Source organism: Escherichia sp. E4702 (genome assembly GCF_963883545.1).
Taxonomy (GTDB): Bacteria; Pseudomonadota; Gammaproteobacteria; order Enterobacterales; family Enterobacteriaceae; genus Escherichia.
In genome coordinates this window covers 63,621-86,099 of the sequence record NZ_CAWORF010000028.1, presented here as the reverse complement: position 1 = coordinate 86,099, position 22,479 = coordinate 63,621, and the positions used below count along the sequence as shown (strand labels likewise).

Here is a 22,479-nt window from a genome sequence, read left to right as displayed (position 1 = left end):
GCCGGAACCATCCGGCGTTTTTAGACCATTACGCGTCCGGGAACTCACGGATAAAGCGTTCGACATCTTCAACCATATGGTCGTTGCCGACGAAGAACGAACGGCGCTGGTGCAGGGTTTCCGGGATGATATCCAGAATACGCTCTTTGCCATCGCTCGCTTTACCGCCCGCTTGTTCCGCCAGGAATGCCATCGGGTTGCACTCATACAGCAAACGCAGTTTGCCGTCCGGGTGGCTGGCAGTGCTTGGGTAGAGATAAATACCGCCTTTCAGCAGATTACGGTGGAAATCCGCGACCAGCGAGCCGATATAACGTGAGGTATACGGACGGTTGGTAGATTTATCTTCTTCCTGGCAGAATTTAATATACTTCTTCACCCCGTTCGGAAACTTAATGTAGTTCCCTTCGTTGATAGAGTAGGTTTTTCCTTTCTCCGGGAAGCGCATCCGTTCCTGGCACAGGCAGAAAACGCCGAGCGAAGGATCGTAAGTAAAGGCGTGAACACCGCATCCGGTGGTGTAAACCAGCATGGTAGAGGAGCCGTATACCACGTAACCTGCAGCAACCTGTTTGTTACCAGGCTGGAGGAAATCTTCTTCAGTTACCGGCGTGCCGACCGGTGTAACGCGGCGGTAAATGGAGAAAATGGTACCGACAGAGACGTTAACATCGATGTTGGACGAGCCATCCAGCGGATCCATCAGCACAACGTATTTTGCGTGTTCACAACCTTCAAAGACGACAATCTCATCTTCTTCTTCGGATGCAATGCCCGCAACAATATCGCGTGCTTTCAGTGCGGCTTTCAGTTTTTCATTAGCGAACAAGTCGAGTTTTTGTTGAACCTCGCCCTGCACGTTCTCAGCACCGCTGGCACCCAGGATATCAACCAGTCCAGCTTTGTTGATATCGCGATGAATAATCTTGGCGCCCAGTTTTATTGCCGATAGCAAAGCAGTGAGCTCACCGGTAGCATGAGAAAACTCGTGCTGCTTTTCGACAATAAATTCACCTAACGTTTTCATAAAACTTTCCCTGCAATGTTTATGGAGTAAAGCGACCGCAATAATCTTAACAAATAATCTCAATGTTGCGCTCAGGTGAATCGCGCCAGCAAATTACGGATTATCCTGAAATGCGTTTCTCTGTTGCCCGACATATGCGTAAAATGAACGGTAGATTAAAAAAGGATAGTGACGTATGCGCATTCATATATTAGGAATTTGTGGCACGTTTATGGGCGGTCTGGCGATTCTGGCGCGTCAGTTGGGCCATGAAGTAACGGGGTCGGACGCCAATGTGTATCCGCCGATGAGCACCTTACTTGAGAAGCAAGGCATTGAACTGATTCAGGGTTATGATGCCAACCAGCTCGATCCTCAGCCAGATCTGGTGATTATTGGCAACGCCATGACCCGTGGAAATCCGTGTGTGGAAGCGGTACTGGAAAAAAACATTCCATATATGTCAGGTCCGCAGTGGTTGCACGATTTTGTGCTGCGCGACCGCTGGGTGCTGGCCGTTGCCGGTACACACGGTAAAACCACCACGGCGGGAATGGCGACCTGGATTCTGGAACAGTGCGGCTATAAACCAGGTTTTGTGATCGGTGGAGTACCGGGGAACTTTGACGTTTCTGCACGCCTGGGCGAAAGCGACTTCTTTGTTATCGAAGCAGACGAGTATGACTGCGCCTTCTTCGACAAACGCTCTAAGTTTGTTCATTACTGCCCGCGAACGCTGATCCTCAACAACCTTGAGTTCGACCACGCCGATATCTTCGACGACCTGAAAGCGATTCAGAAACAATTCCACCATCTGGTGCGTATTGTTCCTGGTCAGGGGCGTATTATCTGGCCGGAAAACGACATCAACCTGAAACAAACCCTGGCGATGGGCTGCTGGAGTGAGCAGGAGCTGGTGGGCGAGCAAGGTCACTGGCAGGCGAAAAAGCTGACCACTGACGCTTCCGAATGGGAAGTCTTGCTGGATGGCGAAAAAGTGGGCGAAGTGAAATGGTCGCTGGTGGGCGAACATAATATGCACAATGGTTTGATGGCGATTGCTGCGGCCCGTCATGTTGGCATCGCACCGGCTGATGCTGCTAACGCGCTGGGATTGTTTATCAATGCCCGTCGCCGCCTGGAACTGCGTGGCGAAGCTAACGGCGTGACGGTGTATGACGATTTTGCCCATCACCCAACGGCAATTCTGGCAACGCTGGCGGCGCTGCGCGGCAAAGTTGGCGGTACGGCGCGTATTATTGCCGTGCTTGAGCCGCGTTCCAACACCATGAAGATGGGAGTCTGCAAAGATGATTTGGCTCCGTCATTAGGTCGTGCCGATGAAGTCTTCCTGCTGCAACCGTCACATATTCCGTGGCAGGTAGCAGAAGTGGCAGAAGCATGTATTCAGCCTGCGCACTGGAGTGGAGATGTTGATGCGCTGGCAGAAATGGTGGTGAAAACCGCTCAGCCTGGCGACCATATTCTGGTGATGAGCAACGGCGGTTTTGGTGGGATCCATCAGAAACTGCTGGATGGTCTGGCGAAGAAAGCGGAAGCTGCGCAGTAATCCTGAGACGTTTTATCAGGCCTACAGGGGTGTAGGCCGGATAAGGCGTTGACGCCGCATCCGGCATTTGAGCATAGCGCCTGATGCGACGCTTGACGCGTCTTATCAGGCCTACAGATCTGGCGGTGCACTGCATCCGGCAAACCATACTCACATCAACAACGAAAATTACCCTTCGTTCTCTGCCAGCTCGCGCAGATACTGGAAAATCTGGCGTGCGGATTTCGGCGGCTTATTCCCTTCTTTCTCTTTCTTCGCGTTGCGGATCAGAGCACGCAGTTGCTGACGATCGGCATCTGGCCACAGATTCAATACTTCAGCGATGGCGTCATCACCCTGGTCGATCAGGCGATCGCGCAGGTTTTCCAGTTTATGAAACAACACCACCTGCTGGTTGTGGCGGTTTTTCAGCTTATCCAGCGCCTGACGGATAGGCTCTACATCGCGTTGGCGCAGCATTTTACCAATGAGCTGCAACTGGCGGCGGCGACCTTCCATCTTAATACGCTGGGCTAACTCAATAGCCGCACGCAGATCCGCATCTAACGGGATCTTATCCAGCGCGTTTTTCCCCAGATCAACAATTTCTGCGCCCAGGCGTTTTAGCTCCTCGGCGTCACGTTTAATTTCACTTTTACTGACCCAGATAATTTCATCGTCTTCGTCTTCGATGTCATCACCGGGAACGTCGTCGAGCCAGTCTTCGGGCTGCTTAGTCATGTCAGGCTCCTTAAAAAAAGAGGCTAATGTTACCAGTTAAGATGCGCACTGAAAAACGGTTCTCTGTTAGACTTCAGAGAAACTCTCTACATTATGGCACTTGCAATGAAAGTAATCTCTCAAGTTGAAGCGCAGCGCAAGATTCTGGAAGAAGCAGTTTCGACTGCGCTGGAGTTGGCCTCAGGCAAATCGGACGGTGCGGAAGTTGCCGTCAGCAAGACCACCGGCATTAGCGTTAGTACGCGCTATGGTGAAGTGGAGAATGTCGAATTCAATAGCGATGGCGCGCTGGGGATAACCGTTTATCACCAGAACCGCAAAGGTAGCGCATCATCCACCGATTTAAGCCCGCAGGCCATTGCACGCACCGTACAGGCGGCGCTGGATATTGCGCGTTACACTTCGCCAGATCCGTATGCAGGCGTGGCAGATAAAGAACTGCTGGCTTTCGACGCGCCGGATCTTGACTTGTTCCACCCCGCAGAAGTTTCTCCGGACGAAGCCATTGAACTGGCGGCCCGTGCTGAACAGGCGGCATTACAGGCGGATAAACGCATTACCAATACCGAAGGTGGCAGCTTTAACAGCCACTACGGTGTCAAAGTTTTTGGCAACAGCCACGGCATGTTGCAGGGTTACTGCTCTACGCGTCATTCGCTCTCCAGCTGTGTAATTGCCGAAGAAAATGGCGATATGGAGCGTGATTATGCCTACACCATTGGCCGCGCGATGAGCGATCTACAAACGCCAGAGTGGGTCGGGGCCGACTGTGCTCGCCGTACTTTATCGCGCCTGTCACCGCGTAAACTCTCCACCATGAAAGCGCCAGTCATTTTTGCCAATGAAGTGGCAACCGGGCTTTTTGGGCATCTGGTTGGGGCGATAGCGGGTGGATCGGTTTACCGTAAATCCACCTTCCTGCTCGACTCGCTGGGTAAACAAATTCTGCCAGACTGGCTGACCATTGAAGAGCATCCGCATCTGCTGAAAGGGCTGGCGTCGACGCCATTCGACAGCGAAGGTGTTCGTACCGAACGTCGCGACATTATTAAAGATGGCATCCTGACTCAGTGGCTGCTGACCAGCTACTCGGCGCGCAAACTGGGGCTGAAAAGCACCGGACATGCGGGCGGTATTCACAACTGGCGCATTGCCGGACAAGGTCTAAGCTTCGAGCAGATGCTCAAAGAGATGGGCACTGGGCTGGTGGTGACGGAATTGATGGGCCAGGGCGTGAGTGCAATTACCGGTGATTATTCCCGTGGTGCGGCGGGCTTCTGGGTAGAAAACGGCGAAATTCAGTATCCGGTTAGCGAAATCACCATCGCAGGTAATTTAAAAGATATGTGGCGCAATATTGTCACCGTCGGTAACGATATTGAAACACGCAGTAATATACAGTGTGGTTCTGTGCTGTTGCCGGAGATGAAAATCGCCGGACAGTAAAAAAACTGGCGCGACCTGCCGCGCTATAAACTAAAAAATTACACAAAATCATTCGCACTGCATCGAGACGGAAAGTGAATGAGGGCCGGGGAGCGTACTCGTAGTACGTGACTCGGGCGAATGAGCGTAGCCGTCGATGAGGCAGTGTGAAGGATGAAGTGTAAATAAAAAAGGAAGTGAGTAATGCGTAAAAGCCTGTTAGCTATTCTTGCAGTCTCCTCGTTGGTATTCAGTTCGGTGTCGTTTGCCGCTGAGCTGGAAGACAATATGGAAACCCTCAACGACAATTTAAAAGTGGTCGAAAAAGCGGATAACGCGGCGCAAGTCAAAGACGCGTTAACCAAAATGCGTGCCGCGGCGCTGGATGCGCAAAAAGCAACGCCGCCGAAGCTGGAAGGAAAATCGCCAGACAGCCCGGAAATGAAAGACTTCCGCCACGGTTTCGACATTCTGGTTGGCCAGATTGACGACGCGCTGAAGCTGGCTAATGAAGGTAAAGTAAAAGAAGCGCAGGCCGCCGCAGAGCAACTGAAAACGACCCGCAATTCATATCACAAGAAGTATCGTTAATTCCTTATTTCCCTGTTGCCTGCACTCAGGTAACAGGGAGCTTATCAACGCAAATGGTGTACCACCTGGTTGCTGCTGCCGCGCCAGATCAGGGAAGGGTCTTTTAAATCCTGCATAAATTTGCCATCAACCAGCACGTTGATCAAATCAACAACCTGCATTTGTGCAGCGTTGAGTTCGTCGAGTTTATACCCTGTCCACACCCAGATGTCTTTACCCGGACATTCGGCACGGATGCGTTGTACCAGTTTCAGAATATCCGGCACGTTTTGCGGATGCAGCGGATCGCCGCCGGAGAGGGAAATGCCCTGGCGTTTGATGCGAGTGTCGTTCAGATCGTTGATGATCTGGTCTTCCATTTCTTTGGTAAATGGCAGACCGGAATTTACCCGCCAGGTGCTTTTGTTATAGCAACCGGGGCATTCATGAACACACCCGGAGACAAACAGGGTGCAACGAGTGCCGGGGCCGTTGACGATGTCGACAGGATAGTATTGATGGAAGTTCATATTTCGCCTGGCTTATCAGTCCGCGTGTTGGCCGGATAAGGCGTTTACGCCGCATCCGGCAATCAACGCCGGATGCGACGCTTTCACATCACATCCGGCATTTGCTTAACGCAGCGTGGAGATCAACCGATCTGCCCATTTCCTAAATGTTTAACGCGGCGCTTAACTTCTTCCTGCTTGCCAGCGTTAAACGGACGCGCATCCGGACTACCTAAATATCCGCACACGCGGCGAGTTACCGACACACGGGAGGTGTCATGGTTACCACATTTCGGACAAGTGAAGCCTTTGCTGGTGCACTCAAACTCGCCGGTAAAGCCACATTCGTAGCATTCATCGATCGGCGTGTTGGTGCCGTAATACGGCACATGCTGATAGCTGTAATCCCAGACATCTTCCAGCGCCTTCAGGTTGTGCTGAATGTTTGGATACTCGCCGTAGCAAATGAAACCACCGTTCGCCAGCGGCGGGTAAGGCGCTTCAAAGTCGATCTTGTCGTACGGGTTCACCTTCTTCTCCACATCAAGGTGGAAACTGTTGGTGTAGTAACCTTTATCGGTCACGCCCGGCACCACGCCAAACTCGGCGGTATCGAGACGGCAGAAGCGGTCGCACAGGTTCTCACTCGGCGTACTGTAGAGACTGAAACCGTAGCCGGTTTCTTCTTTCCACTGATCCACCGCCTGACGCAGACGTTCAACAATCGCAATACCTTTCGCACGCAGCTGCTCGTTGTCGTAAACATGCTCGCCGCCGAACAGCGCGTTAATGGTTTCGTGGATACCGATGTAACCCAGCGAGATAGACGCTCGACCATTTTTGAAGATTTCAGACACGTCATCGTCTGCATTCAGACGTACGCCGCAGGCACCTTCCATATAGAGGATCGGCGCTACGCGCGCTTTCACGCCTTCCAGGCGGGCGATACGGGTCATCAGTGCCTTACGCGCCAGCACCAGACGTTCATCCAGCAGCTTCCAGAAGGTGGCTTCATCGCCTTTCGCTTCCAGAGCAATGCGCGGCAGGTTCAGGCTGATCACGCCGAGGTTGTTACGTCCATCGTGGATCTGCTCACCGTTTTCGTCTTCCCACACGCCGAGGAAGCTGCGGCAGCCCATCGGGGTTTTAAACGAACCGGTGACTTTCACTACCTGATCGTAGTTCAGGATATCCGGATACATGCGCTTGCTCGCGCACTCCAGCGCCAGTTGTTTGATGTCGTAGTTCGGATCGCCCACTTTATGGTTCAGGCCATCGCGAATTGCGAACACCAGTTTCGGGAACACGGCGGTTTTACGGTTTTTACCCAGGCCCGCGATACGGTTACGCAGGATAGATTCCTGAATCAGGCGCGATTCCCAGCTGGTACCCAGACCAAAGCCAAAGGTCACAAACGGCGTCTGACCGTTGGCGGTGTGCAGGGTATTTACTTCATATTCCAACGACTGGAATGCGTCGTAGCACTCTTTGATGGTACGAGAGTTAGCGTAACCGTCGACGTCAGGAATGCTCCACTCTTCCGCAGTTTTACGGTGTTTGTTGTAGCTGGCGGTGACAAACGGCGCCAGAACTTCGTCGATACGGTTAATGGTGGTGCCACCATAAATATGGCTGGCGACCTGAGCAATAATTTGCGCAGTTACTGCGGTAGCTGTAGAGATCGACTTCGGTGGTTCAATCTCGGCATTCCCCATCTTAAAGCCTTGCGTCAGCATGCCTTTCAGGTCGATCAACATGCAGTTGAACATTGGGAAGAACGGCGAGTAATCGAGATCGTGGTAGTGGATATCACCACGTTCATGTGCCTGCACCACGTCACGCGGCAGCAGGTGCTGACGTGCATAGTGTTTAGCAACAATCCCGGCCAGCAGGTCACGCTGGGTCGGAATGACTTTACTGTCTTTATTCGCGTTTTCATTGAGCAGCGAGGAATTAGTCTGCTCGACCAGGCCACGGATCTCCTGGTTCAGACGACCGCGTTTTTCACGTTCAATGTCGCGATCGTGACGGTACTCAATATATGCACGGGCCAGTTGTTTGTACGGGCCAGACATCAGTTGGTTTTCAACAGCGGTCTGGATTTCGTTGATATCTACCTGGTTACGCCCCTGCATTTGCTCGCTGACGATAGCGGCAACAGTGGCACAATAATCTGCATCATCGACTTCCGCTGCTTTAGCTGCACGCAGAATAGCTTCTTTGATGCGCTCTGATTTAAACGGCACTTTGCAGCCGTCTCGTTTCATCACATGCGGTGTCATGATCGCTCCATATTTTTAAGAACAGGTTATCCACAGAAAGTTGGGAAGTGCGCCCCGGTTTATTCAGCTCTTGTTACGGGGATTTACTGCAATCCCAATTCGCTTTATCCACAATTGTGTCGGCTTCGTTGACGTGTATCTTGTTGCAAGTTTAGACGATGGATACAACATATTGGGTTGAGATGCATTTTAAAGTCTATATATAGTGCTTTGCATTAAGGATGTTTGCGTTTTTTTTGATTTAGCTCAAAGTAAAAAGCAGAGAGTACGGATGGCGGGCGCTAGAGCGATGTGTAAATTTTTTGATGATTTTCTGGTTATAAAATCAACAAAAACAATATACTACCCGGTAAGTCCCCGGAAATACTCGCTTTAGCATGGTCTGGAGAAGGATTATCTCTGAAACCACCAGACAGCCTCAAAAGACCGTAATGTCGTGGCGCAGAGTTGCGGTGAGGCTTCTTCAAAGCTATACATCAGAAGCTGCCAGTAGTGTTCTGAACACTCTTTGGATAAATCTGGTAGAAGGTAACTCTCAGAAAAGGGCTGCTGGAATGACGATTTGTTGAGGTTCGCTGCGTCCGGTTACCTGGTCGATCAACTGGCTGGCAGCCTGACGTCCGGCTTCGGCGTAGCCTGGATCAACGGTGACGATCTCCGGATGGAGAAACTTCATTAACGGCGTATTACCAACGCTCGCCAGTTGCAGGGTGTCGATGTGTTGCTCTTGCAGGTACTTACATGCCCCGAGCGCCAGCGTGTCGGTTGCGCACAGCAACGCAGTGGTTTCTGGCGTAATCACTTTTGCCACGTTCTCGTAACCTTGCTTCATGGCCAGGCCGGGCAGGGCGGCGACGGGATGTAGTTTATGTGCTTTGCAGAATGCCAGATAAGCCTCATGACGCCGCTTACCAGTGGTAATGTCGCTGTGCGGTACGCCAAGATAACTAATATTGCGATGCCCCCGATCGTAGAGGCATTGCATCAGAATCTTAATCGCCCCTTCGTCGTCATAACAGACCGAAGCAAAACCTTTTGCGTCATGCGCCAGCAGTACCAGAGATGATTGCCAGTGAGCTAACATTTCTTCCGTTATGCCGGTAAAACCGAACAGCACCACTCCGTCAATATTGCGACGTTTCAGAACGCCTAAATGTTCAGTAACCAGCTGTGGCGAAAACTGGCTTTCCATCATGATCGGATCGTAACCCTGTTCATAGAATGCCGGCAGCATCGTCTGAACGGCGAGATTTTCTGATAACGAATCCAGACGGGTGACGATAATAGCAACCACTTTATCGCTTTGCCCACGCATAGCACGCGCGGATCGGGAAGGGGAAAATCTATGCTGATTCATCACTGCTTCCACGCGCTCGCGCGTGTGCTGACTCACGCCACTTTCGTTATTCAGCACTCGGGAAACCGTGGATTTTCCCACGCCGCTTAAACGAGCAATGTCTTTGATGGTCAGCCGATTTTGCATCCTGTTGTCCCGTAATTTGCGTTTAATTATTTGAGCCTAACTTCACCCACGCATTCAGCAATGGGTAAAGTCTGGTTTATCGTTGGTTTAGTTGCTTGCAGATATTATATCGGCATAAATGCTACGAATATTATTGGATTCTCCTTATTATTTGCGGCGCTTTTTTCACTTACCGGAGGTTTTATGGAACCTGATCCCACGCCTCTCCCTCGACGGAGATTAAAACTTTTCCGGTAAGCCTGTCTTTTCACGGCATTACCGGATGTGTAAGGCCGTGACGTTTTAACGTCCCAGCTCATGTTTATTACCTTCAGGTAAGGCTTTGCGACGCCTGAAGATATTTTCTGCACCATACTTACAGGGTGCGGAGGGACTTCCTATGTTTAAAGAAATTTTTACCCGGCTCATTCGCCATTTACCTTCTCGTCTGGTCCATCGCGATCCGTTGCCTGGTGCGCAACAGACAGCGAATATTCCGATCCCGCCTTCCTTAAGCGCGCATTGCCTGAAAATGGCGGTGATGCCAGAAAAGGAATTATGGAAAACCTTCGGCACGCATCCAGAAGGGTTAAATCAGGCGGAAGTGGAATTAGCCCGCGAACAACACGGTGAAAATAAACTACCCGCGCAACAACCGTCGCCGTGGTGGGTACATTTGTGGGTCTGTTATCGCAACCCTTTTAATATTTTGCTCACGATCCTCGGCGGCATTTCTTACGCCACGGAAGATTTATTTGCCGCGGGCGTTATTGCGTTAATGGTCGCTATTTCTACGTTGCTGAACTTTATTCAGGAAGCGCGCTCCACCAAAGCAGCAGATGCCCTGAAAGCGATGGTCAGTAATACTGCGACGGTGCTGCGCGTAATTAACGACAAAGGCGAAAATGGCTGGCTGGAGATCCCGATCGACCAGCTGGTGCCTGGCGATATTATTAAACTGGCGGCGGGGGATATGATCCCGGCAGATTTACGTATTTTGCAGGCGCGGGATCTGTTCGTCGCTCAGGCGTCATTAACCGGTGAGTCTCTGCCCGTGGAAAAAGCCGCAACCACTCGCCAGCCAGAGCACAGCAATCCGCTGGAGTGCGATACCCTGTGTTTTATGGGCACCACCGTGGTGAGCGGTACGGCACAAGCAATGGTGATTGCCACAGGTGCCAACACCTGGTTTGGTCAACTGGCGGGGCGTGTCAGCGAGCAGGAAAGCGAGCCGAATGCGTTTCAGCAAGGGATTAGCCGCGTCAGTATGCTGCTGATTCGCTTTATGCTGGTGATGGCGCCCGTGGTGTTGCTTATCAACGGTTACACCAAAGGCGACTGGTGGGAAGCGGCACTGTTCGCGCTTTCGGTAGCGGTAGGCTTAACGCCGGAAATGTTGCCGATGATTGTCACCTCGACGCTGGCGCGTGGTGCGGTAAAACTGTCGAAACAGAAAGTGATCGTCAAACATCTGGATGCGATTCAGAACTTTGGTGCAATGGATATTCTGTGCACTGATAAAACAGGCACCCTGACGCAAGATAAAATTGTGCTGGAGAATCATACCGATATCTCCGGTAAAACCAGTGAGCGCGTGCTGCATAGCGCGTGGTTGAACAGTCATTACCAGACCGGACTTAAAAACCTGCTTGATACAGCGGTGCTCGAAGGTACGGATGAAGAGTCAGCGCGCTCGCTGGCCAGTCGTTGGCAAAAAATTGATGAGATTCCGTTTGATTTTGAGCGTCGCCGGATGTCGGTGGTAGTGGCAGAAAATGACGAACACCATCAACTGGTGTGCAAAGGCGCATTGCAGGAAATCCTCAATGTGTGTTCGCAGGTGCGTCACAATGGCGCGATTGTTCCGCTCGATGACACCATGCTGCGTAAGATTAAGCGGGTAACCGATACGCTGAATCGTCAGGGGCTGCGCGTGGTTGCGGTGGCGACGAAATACCTGCCAGCACGTGAAGGAGATTACCAGCGGGCGGATGAATCCGACCTGATCCTCGAAGGATATATTGCTTTCCTTGATCCGCCAAAAGAGACAACCGCTCCGGCACTGAAGGCATTAAAAGCGAGTGGAATTACCGTCAAAATCCTTACTGGCGACAGTGAATTAGTGGCGGCGAAAGTGTGCCATGAAGTGGGACTAGATGCGGGAGAGGTGGTAATTGGTAGTGATATTGAAACGCTATCTGACGACGAACTGGCAAATCTCGCGCAGCGTACCACGTTGTTTGCCCGCCTGACGCCGATGCATAAGGAACGCATCGTGACCTTACTGAAGCGCGAAGGGCATGTGGTTGGCTTTATGGGCGATGGTATTAATGATGCGCCCGCCTTACGTGCTGCGGATATCGGTATTTCTGTGGACGGGGCGGTAGATATTGCCCGTGAAGCGGCTGATATCATTCTGCTGGAAAAAAGCCTGATGGTACTGGAAGAGGGGGTTATTGAAGGACGCCGAACTTTTGCCAACATGCTGAAATACATCAAAATGACGGCAAGTTCTAACTTCGGTAATGTGTTCAGCGTGCTGGTGGCGAGTGCTTTCTTGCCCTTCCTGCCGATGTTGCCATTGCACTTACTGATCCAGAACTTACTGTACGATGTATCGCAGGTAGCGATCCCGTTTGATAACGTTGATGACGAGCAAATTCAAAAGCCGCAGCGTTGGAATCCGGCGGATCTGGGGCGTTTTATGATCTTCTTCGGACCGATCAGCTCGATCTTCGATATTCTGACGTTTTGCCTGATGTGGTGGGTATTTCATGCGAATACGCCGGAAACGCAAACGCTGTTCCAGTCGGGCTGGTTTGTGGTGGGATTACTGTCGCAAACGCTGATTGTGCATATGATCCGCACCCGCCGTGTGCCGTTTATTCAGAGCTGTGCATCGTGGCCGTTAATGATCATGACCGTGATCGTGATGATTGTCGGGATCGCATTGCCGTTTTCACCGCTGGCCAGTTATCTGCAGCTGCAGGCGCTGCCGTTAAGCTATTTCCCGTGGCTGGTTGCGATTCTGGCAGGGTATATGGTGTTAACGCAGTTGGTTAAAGGGATTTATAGTCGTCGTTACGGCTGGCAGTAAAGAATTAACTGGGCATGGTGGCCAGGATTCAGATTGCAGACAAAGTGAGCTTTGTTCATGCCGGATGCGGCGTAAACGCCTTATCCGGCCTACAAATTCAATAAATTGCAGGAATCACGTAGGCCTGATAAGCGTAGCGCATCAGGCGATTTTGCTTTTGTCATCAGACTTAATCCGGGCATGATAGCCCGGATTTCCATCAAGATTAGCGACGAACAGCGATCGCTTCGATCTCAATCTTCACGTCTTTCGGCAGACGTGCAACTTCAACGCAAGAACGTGCCGGGAAGGTGGCATTGTGCTCGGTGAAGAACGCTTCGTAAGTGGCGTTTACGGTTGCGAAATCGTTCAAATCTTTCACAAATACAGTGGTTTTAACGATATCGCCCACTTTCAGACCTGCCGCTTCCACGATCGCTTTTACGTTATCCAGCGACTGACGCGCCTGTGCAGCGACGTCTGCCGGTACTTCGCCAGTTTTCGGGTTTACCGGGATCTGACCGGAAGTGATGATCATACTGCCCAGATCAACGCCCTGAACATACGGACCGATAGCTGCGGGTGCATTTTCCGTCGCGATAGTTTTGCTCATGATTTCTCCTTTATTACAGCGGTAAAAAGTCTGGCTCATTATAGGGAGCCTGACATTTATTACCAACCGCAATTAATTGGCCAGCACCACATTATGCGAAAACTCTTTTTCACAATATTTGCATTTGAGCGCAATATCATTGGCGCGTTTTCTCACGGCAAAGCTGGAAGAAACCGGTTCTGCATGGCTGATACAGTTGCTGTTCGGGCAGACCAGCACATTATCAATACGTTCCGGCAGGCTGGGGCGTGATTTGCCGACCACTTCATAGTTGTCGATACGGTTTACCGTGGCTTGCGGCGCATACAGTGCCAGTTGGTCTACTTGATCTTCATTTAAAAAGGTATTTTCGATTTTGATCAGATCCTTGCGGCCCATCTCGCCGGAAGGTAGGTTCAGACCGATGGTGATGCGCTGATCGGTTTCTGTTAACTTGAACAAGCTCAACAGCTTAAAACCGATCTGGGCGGGGATATGGTCAATTACCGTGCCGCGTTTAATAGCTTCAACCTGCAATTTATTATCGTGTGTCATCTCTATTTCCCCTTACAGTACCAGATCGCGATTCAGAACCAGTGCCAGTAACGCCTGGCGAGCGAAAATCCCATTGCCTGCTTGCTGGAAGTACCAGGCGTGCGGCGTTTTATCGACATCCGTCGCAATTTCATCAATACGCGGCAGCGGATGCAGCACTTTCATATTGGCTTTGGCGTTGTGGAGATCGCTGGCGCGCAGGACAAACTGTGCTTTTACGTTGGCGTATTCGGACGGGTCCAGACGCTCTTTTTGCACGCGAGTCATATACAGAATGTCCACTTCCGCCATCACTTCTTCAATGGAACTATGCAGACTCCAGGCGATACCTTTTTCATCGAGCATATCCAGAATGTACTGCGGCATTGCCAGCGCATCCGGGGCGATGAAGTAAAAACGGTTGCCGTCGAACTTCGCCAGCGCCTGGGTCAGGGAGTGAACGGTGCGACCATATTTCAGGTCGCCGACCATTGCGACGCGAAGATTGTCGAGACGTCCCTGGGTTTCCTGAATGGTGAACAGATCCAGCAAGGTTTGCGTCGGATGTTGGTTGGAGCCATCACCGGCATTCAGTACCGGTACATTGCCGGAAAATTCGGTTGCCAGGCGTGCCGCACCTTCCTGTGGATGGCGCATCACAATCGCATCGACGTAAGTGCTGATAACCGAGATGGTATCAGCCAGCGTTTCCCCTTTTTTTCCCAATGAGGTGTTTGCGCTGTCAGAGAATCCCACCACACTAGCGCCCAGGCGGTGCATCGAGGTTTCGAAAGAGAGGCGGGTGCGGGTTGATGCTTCGAAGAAGCAACTGGCAATCACTTTATGTTTCAACAGTTCTGGTTGCGGGTTCGCTTTTAGTTTCGCCGCTGTCGCCAGCACCAGATTAAGGTCATCGCGACTAAGGTCGTTTATGGAAATGATATGTTTCTGATATAGCGGATTAGCCATCTTTTATCTCCTGACGCCTGGGCAAAAAAAAGCCCCTCGATTGAGGGGCTGGGAATAGGTGAACAACGGGAAGAAAAACGGCAGGCCAGCGTCTTTTTTCAGACGCGGTAAGACAAAATGTCGAACACACTGAACCATACATCCTCCCGGCAAATTGTCCGGCATTATACTCAGCCAGAAAGTGGGATCAAGCGATTGATGCAAAAAATTACGCAGGTAAACGATTGTAGTGAATTTATATGCTTTAAAATTGAGTTTTTAACAATGCTTGTTTTTGTGGCAAGCGGGTAGGAAAACATACTTTGGCGCAATCGGACAGCAAAAAATGCTGGTATGGCAGTAAGGAATTACGTATAACGAGAGAAATGAAACATTGTTTTAATTGAGGAATGAAAAAGATGATCATCGGAAATATTCATAATCTCCAGCCGTGGTTGCCAGAAGAGTTACGCCAGGCCATTGAACATATCAAAATGCACGTTACGGCAGAAACGCCAAAAGGTAAGCATGATATCGAAGGCAACCGTCTGTTTTATCTTATCTCTGAAGATATGACTGAGCCGTATGAAGCGCGTCGCGCGGAGTATCATGCCCGCTATCTCGACATCCAGATTGTGTTAAAAGGGCAGGAAGGAATGACTTTTAGCACACAGCCTGCGGGTACGCCGGATACTGACTGGTTAGCTGATAAAGACATCGCCTTTTTGCCTGAAGGTATTGAAGAGAAAACAGTTATCCTTAATGAAGGCGATTTTGTTGTGTTTTATCCGGGTGAAGTGCACAAACCGCTGTGCGCAGTGGGTGAGCCTGCTCAGGTTCGCAAAGCGGTTGTTAAGATGCTGATGGCTTAAGCGAGTACCTGCCGGTGGCGACGTGAAGCCGCCTCCGGTACTGAAATTATTTGGCAAGCGTCGCGACCATTACCGCTTTGATAGTATGCATACGGTTTTCCGCCTGATCAAAAACAATGCTGGCAGGAGATTCGAAAACCTCGTCCGTTACTTCCATCCCACCATGTAGGCCAAATTCTTCAGCCATCTTTTTGCCAAGCGTTGTTTGGTCATCATGAAACGCGGGCAGGCAGTGGAGGAATTTGACCTCCGGGTTACCAGTTAACTGCATCATCTTGCTATTCACCTGATAATCACGCAGCAATGCAATCCGTTCAGCCCATTTCTCTTTTGCTTCACCCATCGACACCCATACATCGGTATAGATAAAGTCAGCACCTTTAACGCCAGTCGCGACATCTTCTGTCAGGGTAATATTCCCGCCATTTTGTTGTGCCAGGGCGCGGCATTCCGTAACCAGCGAAGATTCCGGCCAGCATGCCTGTGGCGCCACCAGACGCAAATCCAGACCGGTCAGCGCCGCAGCTTCGAGCATCGAATTGCCCATGTTATTGCGGGCATCTCCGGCGTAGACCAGCGTCATCTCATTAAACGCTTTACCCGGTAAATGTTCTTGCATGGTCAGTAGATCTGCCAGCAGTTGCGTGGGGTGGAACTCATTGGTCAGCCCATTCCATACCGGGACGCCAGCGTATTCCGCCAGTATTTCGACAATCTCCTGACCATAGCCGCGATACTGAATACCGTCATACATGCGGCCAAGCACGCGGGCGGTATCTTTAATTGACTCTTTATGACCAATCTGGCTGCCGCTTGGGCCGAGATAAGTGACGCGAGCGCCCTGGTCATATGCGGCAACTTCGAAAGAGCATCGGGTACGGGTTGAGTCTTTTTCGAAGATGAGCGCGATGTTTTTACCAGTGAGTCTGGCTTCTTCTTTACCGCTTTTTTTATCTGCTTTTAGTTTAGCGGCTAGCTGGAGCAAGGTGTTGAGTTCAGCTGGCGTGAAATCAAGTAATTTCAGGAAATGCTTATGATAAAACCCGGACATAGATCCCTCCTGTGGCTTACGCCATAATGAATTAAAATTCAATTTATATGTATGAATATTCATTTGCAAGCCTAAAGCATAAAACTTTGTCACAAAGGTGGAGGCAATGTCAGTGGTGTGTGACAATAAGAGTATCAGCAGGACATTAAGAGGAATAAGTCATGGCAAACCCGGAACAACTCGAAGAACAGCGTGAAGAAACACGTTTGATTATTGAAGAATTACTGGAAGATGGCAGCGATCCGGACGCGCTGTACACCATCGAACATCACCTTTCCGCAGACGATCTGGAAACCCTGGAAAAAGCAGCGGTTGAAGCGTTTAAACTCGGCTACGAAGTGACCGATCCGGAAGAGCTGGAAGTGGAAGATGGGGATATCGTAATTTGCTGTGACATCGTCAGCGAATGCGCGTTGAATGCCGATCTGATCGATGCCCAGGTTGAGCAATTGATGAACCTGGCAGAGAAATTCGACGTTGAATACGACGGTTGGGGGACTTATTTTGAAGATCCTAACGGCGAAGATGGCGACGATGAAGATTATGTCGACGAAGACGATGACGGTGTTCGCCATTAATTAATTGATTAAAATGCCCGATAGCACACACTAGCGGGCATTTTTTTAGAGTTCGCGCAACATCCGCACTTCACAATCAACATGGCCCGTGCAGCCAAGTGCATAGTCGATATGTTGAAAACCTAAATGTTCATACAAACCAATCGCTTCTTTCAAAAAAGCAGTCGTTTCCAGATAGCAGCGTTTGAAGCCCATTTCTCGTGCCTGCTCCATCGCCATTAAGGCCAGTTTTTTCGCCAGCCCTTTGCCGCGAATAGCAGGAAGAAAATACATTTTCTGCAGTTCGCAAATGTCCGATTCACTACCTGCTAATGGCGCAATCCCGCCGCCGCCCACCACTTCGCCATTGTGCTCAACTACCCAATAGGCATGACCGGGCTGACTATACACTTGATACAATTCGTCGAGATTGGGATCGGCGACGGTATAGCCTTTATCAGCGGTAAGACCGTACTCTGCGGACACCTGGCGGATGACGCTGGCAATAGCAGCATTATCGGCGGCGGTAAGTTTGCGCAAACGGAGCGCGGGGGAAACGACAACATTCATAGCATAGCTCAATTTCAAATGTATGATTTATAGCTCCCTTTAATACCACCCTCGCTTTGGTGGTGCAAGAAGAAGATAAATCAGAAAATATTAAGCATATATCGCTTAGATAAAGCGTATTCTAGATGGTCCAGTATCAATTGACTGGAATTATTATCTATATGAATGGAATTTATTTTAGGGATATAGTTCATGAATGGTGTAAACGTCGGGAAAGATAATCCTCGTCACGCATTTGTTTTTACAGGAAAAGGTGGTGAGTATTTTCTTATTTGTCTTGTGAATTGTTTGCTGACAATTATTACTCTGGGAATATATGGGCCGTGGGCATTAGTGAAATGCCGTCGTTATATTTATCAGCATGTGACACTCAAGGGGCAACCATTTAGTTATAAGGGAACAGGTGGTGCCATTTTTGTTAGCATGTTGCTTATTATGATCGTTTATTTTTTCAGTATTTCTTGTTTTGCAGGCCAACACTTTGTTCTTGCTTTTCTCCTGTTTGCTCTCTTGATCTGCGGTATTCCTTGCATGGCAGTGAAGAGTCTGCAGTATCAGGCAAACATGACCTCGCTGAATGGTATTCGCTTTGGCTTTAACTGCTCAATGCTCCGTGCATGGTGGGTTATGTTAGGTCTGCCTGTTCTGTTGGCATTAGCTTTTTGGCTCGTACTGTACCTTATTGCGCAAGTGACGACATCGATAGGTGGGTTATTCTTTAACTTAGTGGTCTTAAGTTTGCTTTCCGTCATCGGACTGGGTGTTATCAACGGTATTACCTATAGCAAGTGGATGCCATTACTGGGTAATAACGCGACTTTTGGTGTCCATCAATTTTCCATTAAGGTCAATGTAAAAGAATGCATTAAAGGCTGTATGCTCGCAATATTAACCATGGTTCCTTTCATCATTGTGATTGGTATTATGATTGCGCCAGTATTTCAGCAGTTAATGATGATGACCATGTTGGGTAGGTCTGATGCGGGCAGGGAGCTAGTATTGCAATATTACCCGCAGATTATGGCTTCTTATTTCCTGTATTTTGTCGCGATTCTTGTTTTTGCCAGTTATCTCTATGTCACGTTACGCAATCTGTTTTTGAATAACCTGACGCTGGCAAATGGCACTATTCGTTTTCATTCATCTGTTACCGCGATCGGTATGCTTCTGCGCATGTTGGCGGTATTAATGGGGTCCTCAATTACCTGTGGTCTGGCTTATCCCTGGCTGAAAATGTGGATGGTTAGCTGGATTGCTAACAATACCCATGTCCAGGGCGACCTTGATTCGCTGGAGTTAACTAATGATGACAAACCGCAGGATAGCGGTCCGTTAATGTGGATATCTCGCGGTATTATGCCGTATGTTCCGTTTATCTAAATAAAAAGGCCGGAGCATGCTCCGGCCTTCGTTTTCTTCACTGTGTTGATTACAGCGCGGCGATAACAGCCTGCTGTTCAATCAGTTTCGCTTTCGCTTCCGCATAGCCTTCCAGCTTCTCACGCTCTTTCGCGATGACCGCTTCCGGTGCGCGCGCTACAAAGCCTTCGTTCGCCAGCTTGTTCTCGATGCGGCTGATTTCACCTTCAATCTTCGCCACTTCTTTCGCCAGACGCGCCAGCTCATCTTCTTTGTTGATGAGGCCAGCCATCGGGATCAGCAGCTCTGCACCGTCGACGATCTTGGTAACGGAAACCGGGCCTTTGTCATCGGCAGGCAGCACGGTGATACTTTCCAGACGCGCCAGCGTTTGCAGGAAGCCACGGTTTTCATTTACGCGACGTTCTGCATCCGCGCTGCAACCACGCAGCAGCAGCTCCAGCGGTTTGCCCGGCGCGATGTTCATTTCTGCACGGATGTTACGTACCGCAACGATCGCCTGCTTCAGCCACTCGGTGTCGGCCAGTGCGGCTTCATCGACCTGAGATGCATCGTACTGCGGGAACGGTTGCAGCATGATGGTGTCGGCAGTGATGCCGCAAAGTACTTTCACACGCTGCCAGATGGTTTCGGTGATGAACGGAATGATCGGATGCGCGAGGCGCAGCAGACCTTCCAGTACAGTCACCAGCGTATGGCGAGTACCGCGCAGTTCGGCTTCTGTTCCACCGTTCATTACCGGCTTAGTCAGCTCCAGATACCAGTCACAGAACTGGTTCCAGGTGAACTCATACAAAATGCCAGCTGCGATATCGAAGCGGAAGCTGTCCAGCGCCTCGCGGTACGCTTTGATGGTCTGGTTGAACTCAGCCAGAATCCAGCGGTCCGCCAGTGACAGCGTCATTTCGCCGCCGTTGAAGCCGCAATCCTGACCTTCCGTGTTCATCAGCACAAAGCGGCTGGCGTTCCACAGCTTGTTACAGAAGTTACGGTAGCCTTCCAGACGCTTCATATCCCAGTTGATGTCACGACCAGTAGAAGCCAGCGCCGCCAGGGTGAAGCGCAGCGCGTCAGTACCGTGCGGCTCAATGCCGTTCGGGAACTGCTTCTCGGTGCGCTTACGGATTTTGTCCGCCAGCTGCGGCTGCATCATATTGCCGGTACGTTTTTCCAGCAGTTCTGGCAGCGAAATACCGTCAACCATATCCAGCGGGTCGATAACGTTACCCTTAGATTTAGACATCTTCTGGCCTTCGTCATCACGAATCAGACCGGTCATGTAAACTGTGTGGAACGGCACCTGCGGTTTGCCATTTTCATCTTTGATGAAGTGCATGGTCATCATGATCATGCGGGCAATCCAGAAGAAGATGATGTCGAAACCAGACACCATTACGCTGGTTGGGTGGAACTGACGCAGGGCGTCGGTGTTTTCCGGCCAGCCAAGGGTAGAGAATGTCCACAGCGCAGAAGAGAACCAGGTGTCGAGAACGTCTTCGTCCTGACGCAGAGCAACATCAGCACCGAGGTTATTTTCTTTACGCACTTCATCTTCGTTGCGGCCAACATAAACGTTACCCGCTTCGTCATACCATGCAGGGATACGGTGACCCCACCACAGCTGACGAGAGATACACCAGTCCTGAATATCGCGCATCCAGGAGAAGTACATGTTTTCGTACTGCTTCGGTACGAACTGAATGTCGCCGTTCTCAACCGCTTCAACCGCCGGTTTCGCCAGTACATCGGCACGCACGTACCACTGGTCGGTCAGCATCGGTTCGATAACTACGCCGCCACGGTCGCCGTAAGGAACGGTCAGGTCGTGCGGTTTAATTTCTTCCAGCAGGCCAAGCGCGTCAACCGCAGCAACGATGGCTTTACGCGCAGCAAAACGCTCGAGTTTCTGGAACTCTGCCGGGATCTCGCTGGAATAAACGTCAGATTCGTTACCTTTGGTATCGAACACCTGGGCGCTTTCACGGATATCGCCGTCAAAGGTCAGGATGTTGATCATCGGCAGGGCGTGACGTTTACCGACTTCATAGTCGTTAAAGTCGTGCGCTGGGGTGATCTTCACGCAGCCGGTGCCTTTTTCCATGTCGGCGTGTTCGTCGCCAACGATCGGAATACGACGGTTAACCAGCGGCAGAATGACATATTTGCCAATCAGATCTTTATAACGCGGATCTTCCGGGTTAACGGCCACGCCAGTATCGCCCAGCAGGGTTTCCGGACGGGTAGTCGCAACCACCAGATAATCTTTACCGTCTGCGGTTTTCGCGCCGTCAGCCAGCGGATAGCGGATGTGCCACATCGAACCTTTCGATTCGCGGTTTTCCACTTCCAGGTCGGAGATAGCGGTGCGCAGTTTCGGGTCCCAGTTTACCAGGCGTTTGCCACGGTAAATCAGGTCTTCTTTATACAGACGAACGAAAACTTCTTTCACCGCATTGGACAGGCCTTCGTCCATGGTGAAGCGTTCACGCTCCCAGTCGACGGAGTTGCCGAGACGGCGCATCTGACGGGTAATGGTGCCGCCGGATTCCGCTTTCCATTCCCAGATTTTGTCGATGAAAGCTTCGCGGCCGTAGTCGTGACGGGTTTTACCTTCTTCTGCGGCAATCTTGCGCTCAACGACCATCTGGGTAGCGATCCCTGCGTGGTCAGTACCGACCTGCCACAGGGTGTTTTTGCCCTGCATGCGCTGATAGCGGATCATGGTATCCATGATGGTTTGCTGGAAGGCGTGACCCATATGCAAACTGCCGGTGACGTTCGGCGGCGGGATCATGATGCAGAAACTTTCCTGGCTTTCATCGCCATTAGGCTTAAAGTAGCCCTGCTTTTCCCAGTGCTCGTAAAGCGGCTGTTCGATATCTTGTGGGTTATATGTCTTTTCCATTATTTCCAGGTTGCCGTATTCAGGTTGAAACCAGCCACGCGGTAGGCTTTATAGCGTTCGCGCGCCAGTTGTTTCAGAGAATCTTCATAAGGGACGAAGTCTACCACTTCTGTGAAAGCGGTGGCAAAATCTGCAAAGCTTGTTCGCAGACTAATCAATATATCGCGCGGGCTGCTGCTACGCTTTTGCGGCCAGGCGATCTCCACCGGCGCACCGCCGCGCGGTCCTTCTCCTGCTAAATTATGCGGAACAAAGCTTTCTGCCGGACGTGCCCACAGGGCTTCATCCAGCCGGTAAGCCTGCTTTTCATCTTCACAGGCGATGAGCACGCGCTTACCACTGCGCCAACGTTCTGCGGCAATTTCACACACCAGCTGCTCAACGGCGCTTAAGCCATCGACGGTGGTGTCATTGTCCAGAAGGTAGAACGTTGCGTTTTTCATATATGGG

General features: G+C 50.7%; 21 protein-coding genes. 8 read left to right on the top strand and 13 right to left on the bottom strand.

The features are described from left to right. Window positions 1-28 precede the first annotated feature (28 nt). Window positions 29-1,027: a class 1 fructose-bisphosphatase gene (fbp, locus tag AACU94_RS18040; protein WP_000853753.1), complete on the bottom strand. Its 999-nt coding sequence runs from the start codon at window positions 1,025-1,027 to the stop codon at window positions 29-31. Window positions 1,028-1,202: 175 nt separating this feature from the next. Between fbp and mpl the strand changes: the two genes are divergently transcribed. Next, a complete protein-coding gene (gene mpl / locus AACU94_RS18035) occupies window positions 1,203-2,576 on the top strand; it encodes a UDP-N-acetylmuramate:L-alanyl-gamma-D-glutamyl-meso-diaminopimelate ligase (protein ID WP_130216663.1) in 1,374 nt (457 codons plus the stop codon). 168 nt (window positions 2,577-2,744) lie between these two features. Here mpl and yjgA read toward each other — a convergent pair whose 3' ends face one another. Beyond that, the gene (gene yjgA / locus AACU94_RS18030; protein ID WP_130259537.1) at window positions 2,745-3,296 is read right to left on the bottom strand and encodes a ribosome biogenesis factor YjgA; all 552 of its coding nucleotides are present in this window, start codon (window positions 3,294-3,296) and stop codon (window positions 2,745-2,747) included. Window positions 3,297-3,389: 93 nt separating this feature from the next. On the opposite strand from yjgA, the gene pmbA reads away from it, so the two are divergent. Together pmbA and cybC are read left to right on the top strand one after the other, a co-directional pair. Next, complete coding sequence (pmbA, locus tag AACU94_RS18025) at window positions 3,390-4,742, top strand: metalloprotease PmbA (protein WP_032230414.1); 1,353 nt, start codon at window positions 3,390-3,392, stop codon at window positions 4,740-4,742. A 183-nt stretch (window positions 4,743-4,925) separates the two neighbouring features. Next, window positions 4,926-5,312 carry a cytochrome b562 gene (gene cybC / locus AACU94_RS18020; RefSeq protein ID WP_130206066.1) on the top strand — a complete coding sequence of 129 codons (387 nt, stop codon included), beginning with the start codon at window positions 4,926-4,928 and terminating at the stop codon, window positions 5,310-5,312. A 44-nt stretch (window positions 5,313-5,356) separates the two neighbouring features. On the opposite strand, the gene nrdG is transcribed toward cybC, so the two are convergent. From nrdG to treR, 3 genes are all read right to left on the bottom strand, one after another. Beyond that, window positions 5,357-5,821, bottom strand: a complete 465-nt coding sequence (gene nrdG / locus AACU94_RS18015; RefSeq protein WP_130216659.1) for an anaerobic ribonucleoside-triphosphate reductase-activating protein — start codon at window positions 5,819-5,821, stop codon at window positions 5,357-5,359. A 122-nt stretch (window positions 5,822-5,943) separates the two neighbouring features. Next, window positions 5,944-8,082: an anaerobic ribonucleoside-triphosphate reductase gene (nrdD, locus tag AACU94_RS18010; RefSeq protein ID WP_130216657.1), complete on the bottom strand. Its 2,139-nt coding sequence runs from the start codon at window positions 8,080-8,082 to the stop codon at window positions 5,944-5,946. A 535-nt stretch (window positions 8,083-8,617) separates the two neighbouring features. Next, a complete protein-coding gene (gene treR / locus AACU94_RS18000) occupies window positions 8,618-9,592 on the bottom strand; it encodes a trehalose operon repressor TreR (RefSeq protein ID WP_276606041.1) in 975 nt (324 codons plus the stop codon). Between the two features lie 156 nt (window positions 9,593-9,748). On the opposite strand from treR, the gene mgtL reads away from it, so the two are divergent. Both mgtL and mgtA read left to right on the top strand, forming a co-directional pair. Next, complete coding sequence (gene mgtL / locus AACU94_RS17995) at window positions 9,749-9,802, top strand: mgtA regulatory leader peptide MgtL (protein WP_001387276.1); 54 nt, start codon at window positions 9,749-9,751, stop codon at window positions 9,800-9,802. Window positions 9,803-9,944: 142 nt separating this feature from the next. Beyond that, window positions 9,945-12,641: a magnesium-translocating P-type ATPase gene (gene mgtA / locus AACU94_RS17990; RefSeq protein ID WP_135489961.1), complete on the top strand. Its 2,697-nt coding sequence runs from the start codon at window positions 9,945-9,947 to the stop codon at window positions 12,639-12,641. Window positions 12,642-12,846: 205 nt separating this feature from the next. On the opposite strand, the gene AACU94_RS17985 is transcribed toward mgtA, so the two are convergent. From AACU94_RS17985 to pyrL, 4 genes are all read right to left on the bottom strand, one after another. Beyond that, window positions 12,847-13,233, bottom strand: coding sequence for an enamine/imine deaminase (locus AACU94_RS17985; RefSeq protein ID WP_000047542.1), 387 nt, complete (start codon window positions 13,231-13,233; stop codon window positions 12,847-12,849). Between the two features lie 72 nt (window positions 13,234-13,305). After that, complete coding sequence (gene pyrI, locus AACU94_RS17980) at window positions 13,306-13,767, bottom strand: aspartate carbamoyltransferase regulatory subunit (RefSeq protein WP_097748119.1); 462 nt, start codon at window positions 13,765-13,767, stop codon at window positions 13,306-13,308. 12 nt (window positions 13,768-13,779) lie between these two features. Continuing rightward, complete coding sequence (gene pyrB / locus AACU94_RS17975; protein WP_000013052.1) at window positions 13,780-14,715, bottom strand: aspartate carbamoyltransferase; 936 nt, start codon at window positions 14,713-14,715, stop codon at window positions 13,780-13,782. Window positions 14,716-14,718: 3 nt separating this feature from the next. Continuing rightward, a complete protein-coding gene (pyrL, locus tag AACU94_RS17970) occupies window positions 14,719-14,853 on the bottom strand; it encodes a pyr operon leader peptide (RefSeq protein WP_032341226.1) in 135 nt (44 codons plus the stop codon). Between the two features lie 260 nt (window positions 14,854-15,113). Between pyrL and tabA the strand changes: the two genes are divergently transcribed. Continuing rightward, the gene (tabA, locus tag AACU94_RS17960) at window positions 15,114-15,566 is read left to right on the top strand and encodes a toxin-antitoxin biofilm protein TabA (protein WP_130216649.1); all 453 of its coding nucleotides are present in this window, start codon (window positions 15,114-15,116) and stop codon (window positions 15,564-15,566) included. A 46-nt stretch (window positions 15,567-15,612) separates the two neighbouring features. Here tabA and argF read toward each other — a convergent pair whose 3' ends face one another. Further along, window positions 15,613-16,617, bottom strand: a complete 1,005-nt coding sequence (argF, locus tag AACU94_RS17955; RefSeq protein WP_135489959.1) for an ornithine carbamoyltransferase — start codon at window positions 16,615-16,617, stop codon at window positions 15,613-15,615. Between the two features lie 161 nt (window positions 16,618-16,778). Here argF and rraB point away from each other — a divergent pair, with 161 nt between their 5' ends. Beyond that, window positions 16,779-17,195 carry a ribonuclease E inhibitor RraB gene (gene rraB / locus AACU94_RS17950; RefSeq protein ID WP_130206080.1) on the top strand — a complete coding sequence of 139 codons (417 nt, stop codon included), beginning with the start codon at window positions 16,779-16,781 and terminating at the stop codon, window positions 17,193-17,195. A 45-nt stretch (window positions 17,196-17,240) separates the two neighbouring features. On the opposite strand, the gene AACU94_RS17945 is transcribed toward rraB, so the two are convergent. Further along, entirely contained in the window at window positions 17,241-17,744 is a 504-nt protein-coding gene (locus tag AACU94_RS17945) for a GNAT family N-acetyltransferase (RefSeq protein WP_135408771.1), read from the bottom strand. Window positions 17,745-17,936: 192 nt separating this feature from the next. Here AACU94_RS17945 and AACU94_RS17940 point away from each other — a divergent pair, with 192 nt between their 5' ends. Next, entirely contained in the window at window positions 17,937-19,124 is a 1,188-nt protein-coding gene (locus tag AACU94_RS17940) for a YjgN family protein (protein WP_135489957.1), read from the top strand. 49 nt (window positions 19,125-19,173) lie between these two features. Here AACU94_RS17940 and valS read toward each other — a convergent pair whose 3' ends face one another. Then, window positions 19,174-22,029 (bottom strand): valine--tRNA ligase, encoded by a 2,856-nt coding sequence (valS, locus tag AACU94_RS17935; protein ID WP_130259542.1) that lies wholly within the window; start codon window positions 22,027-22,029, stop codon window positions 19,174-19,176. Continuing rightward, the gene (gene holC / locus AACU94_RS17930) at window positions 22,029-22,472 is read right to left on the bottom strand and encodes a DNA polymerase III subunit chi (protein ID WP_000786399.1); all 444 of its coding nucleotides are present in this window, start codon (window positions 22,470-22,472) and stop codon (window positions 22,029-22,031) included. Before holC ends, valS begins: the two co-directional genes overlap by 1 nt. Between the last annotated feature and the right edge of the window lie 7 nt (window positions 22,473-22,479).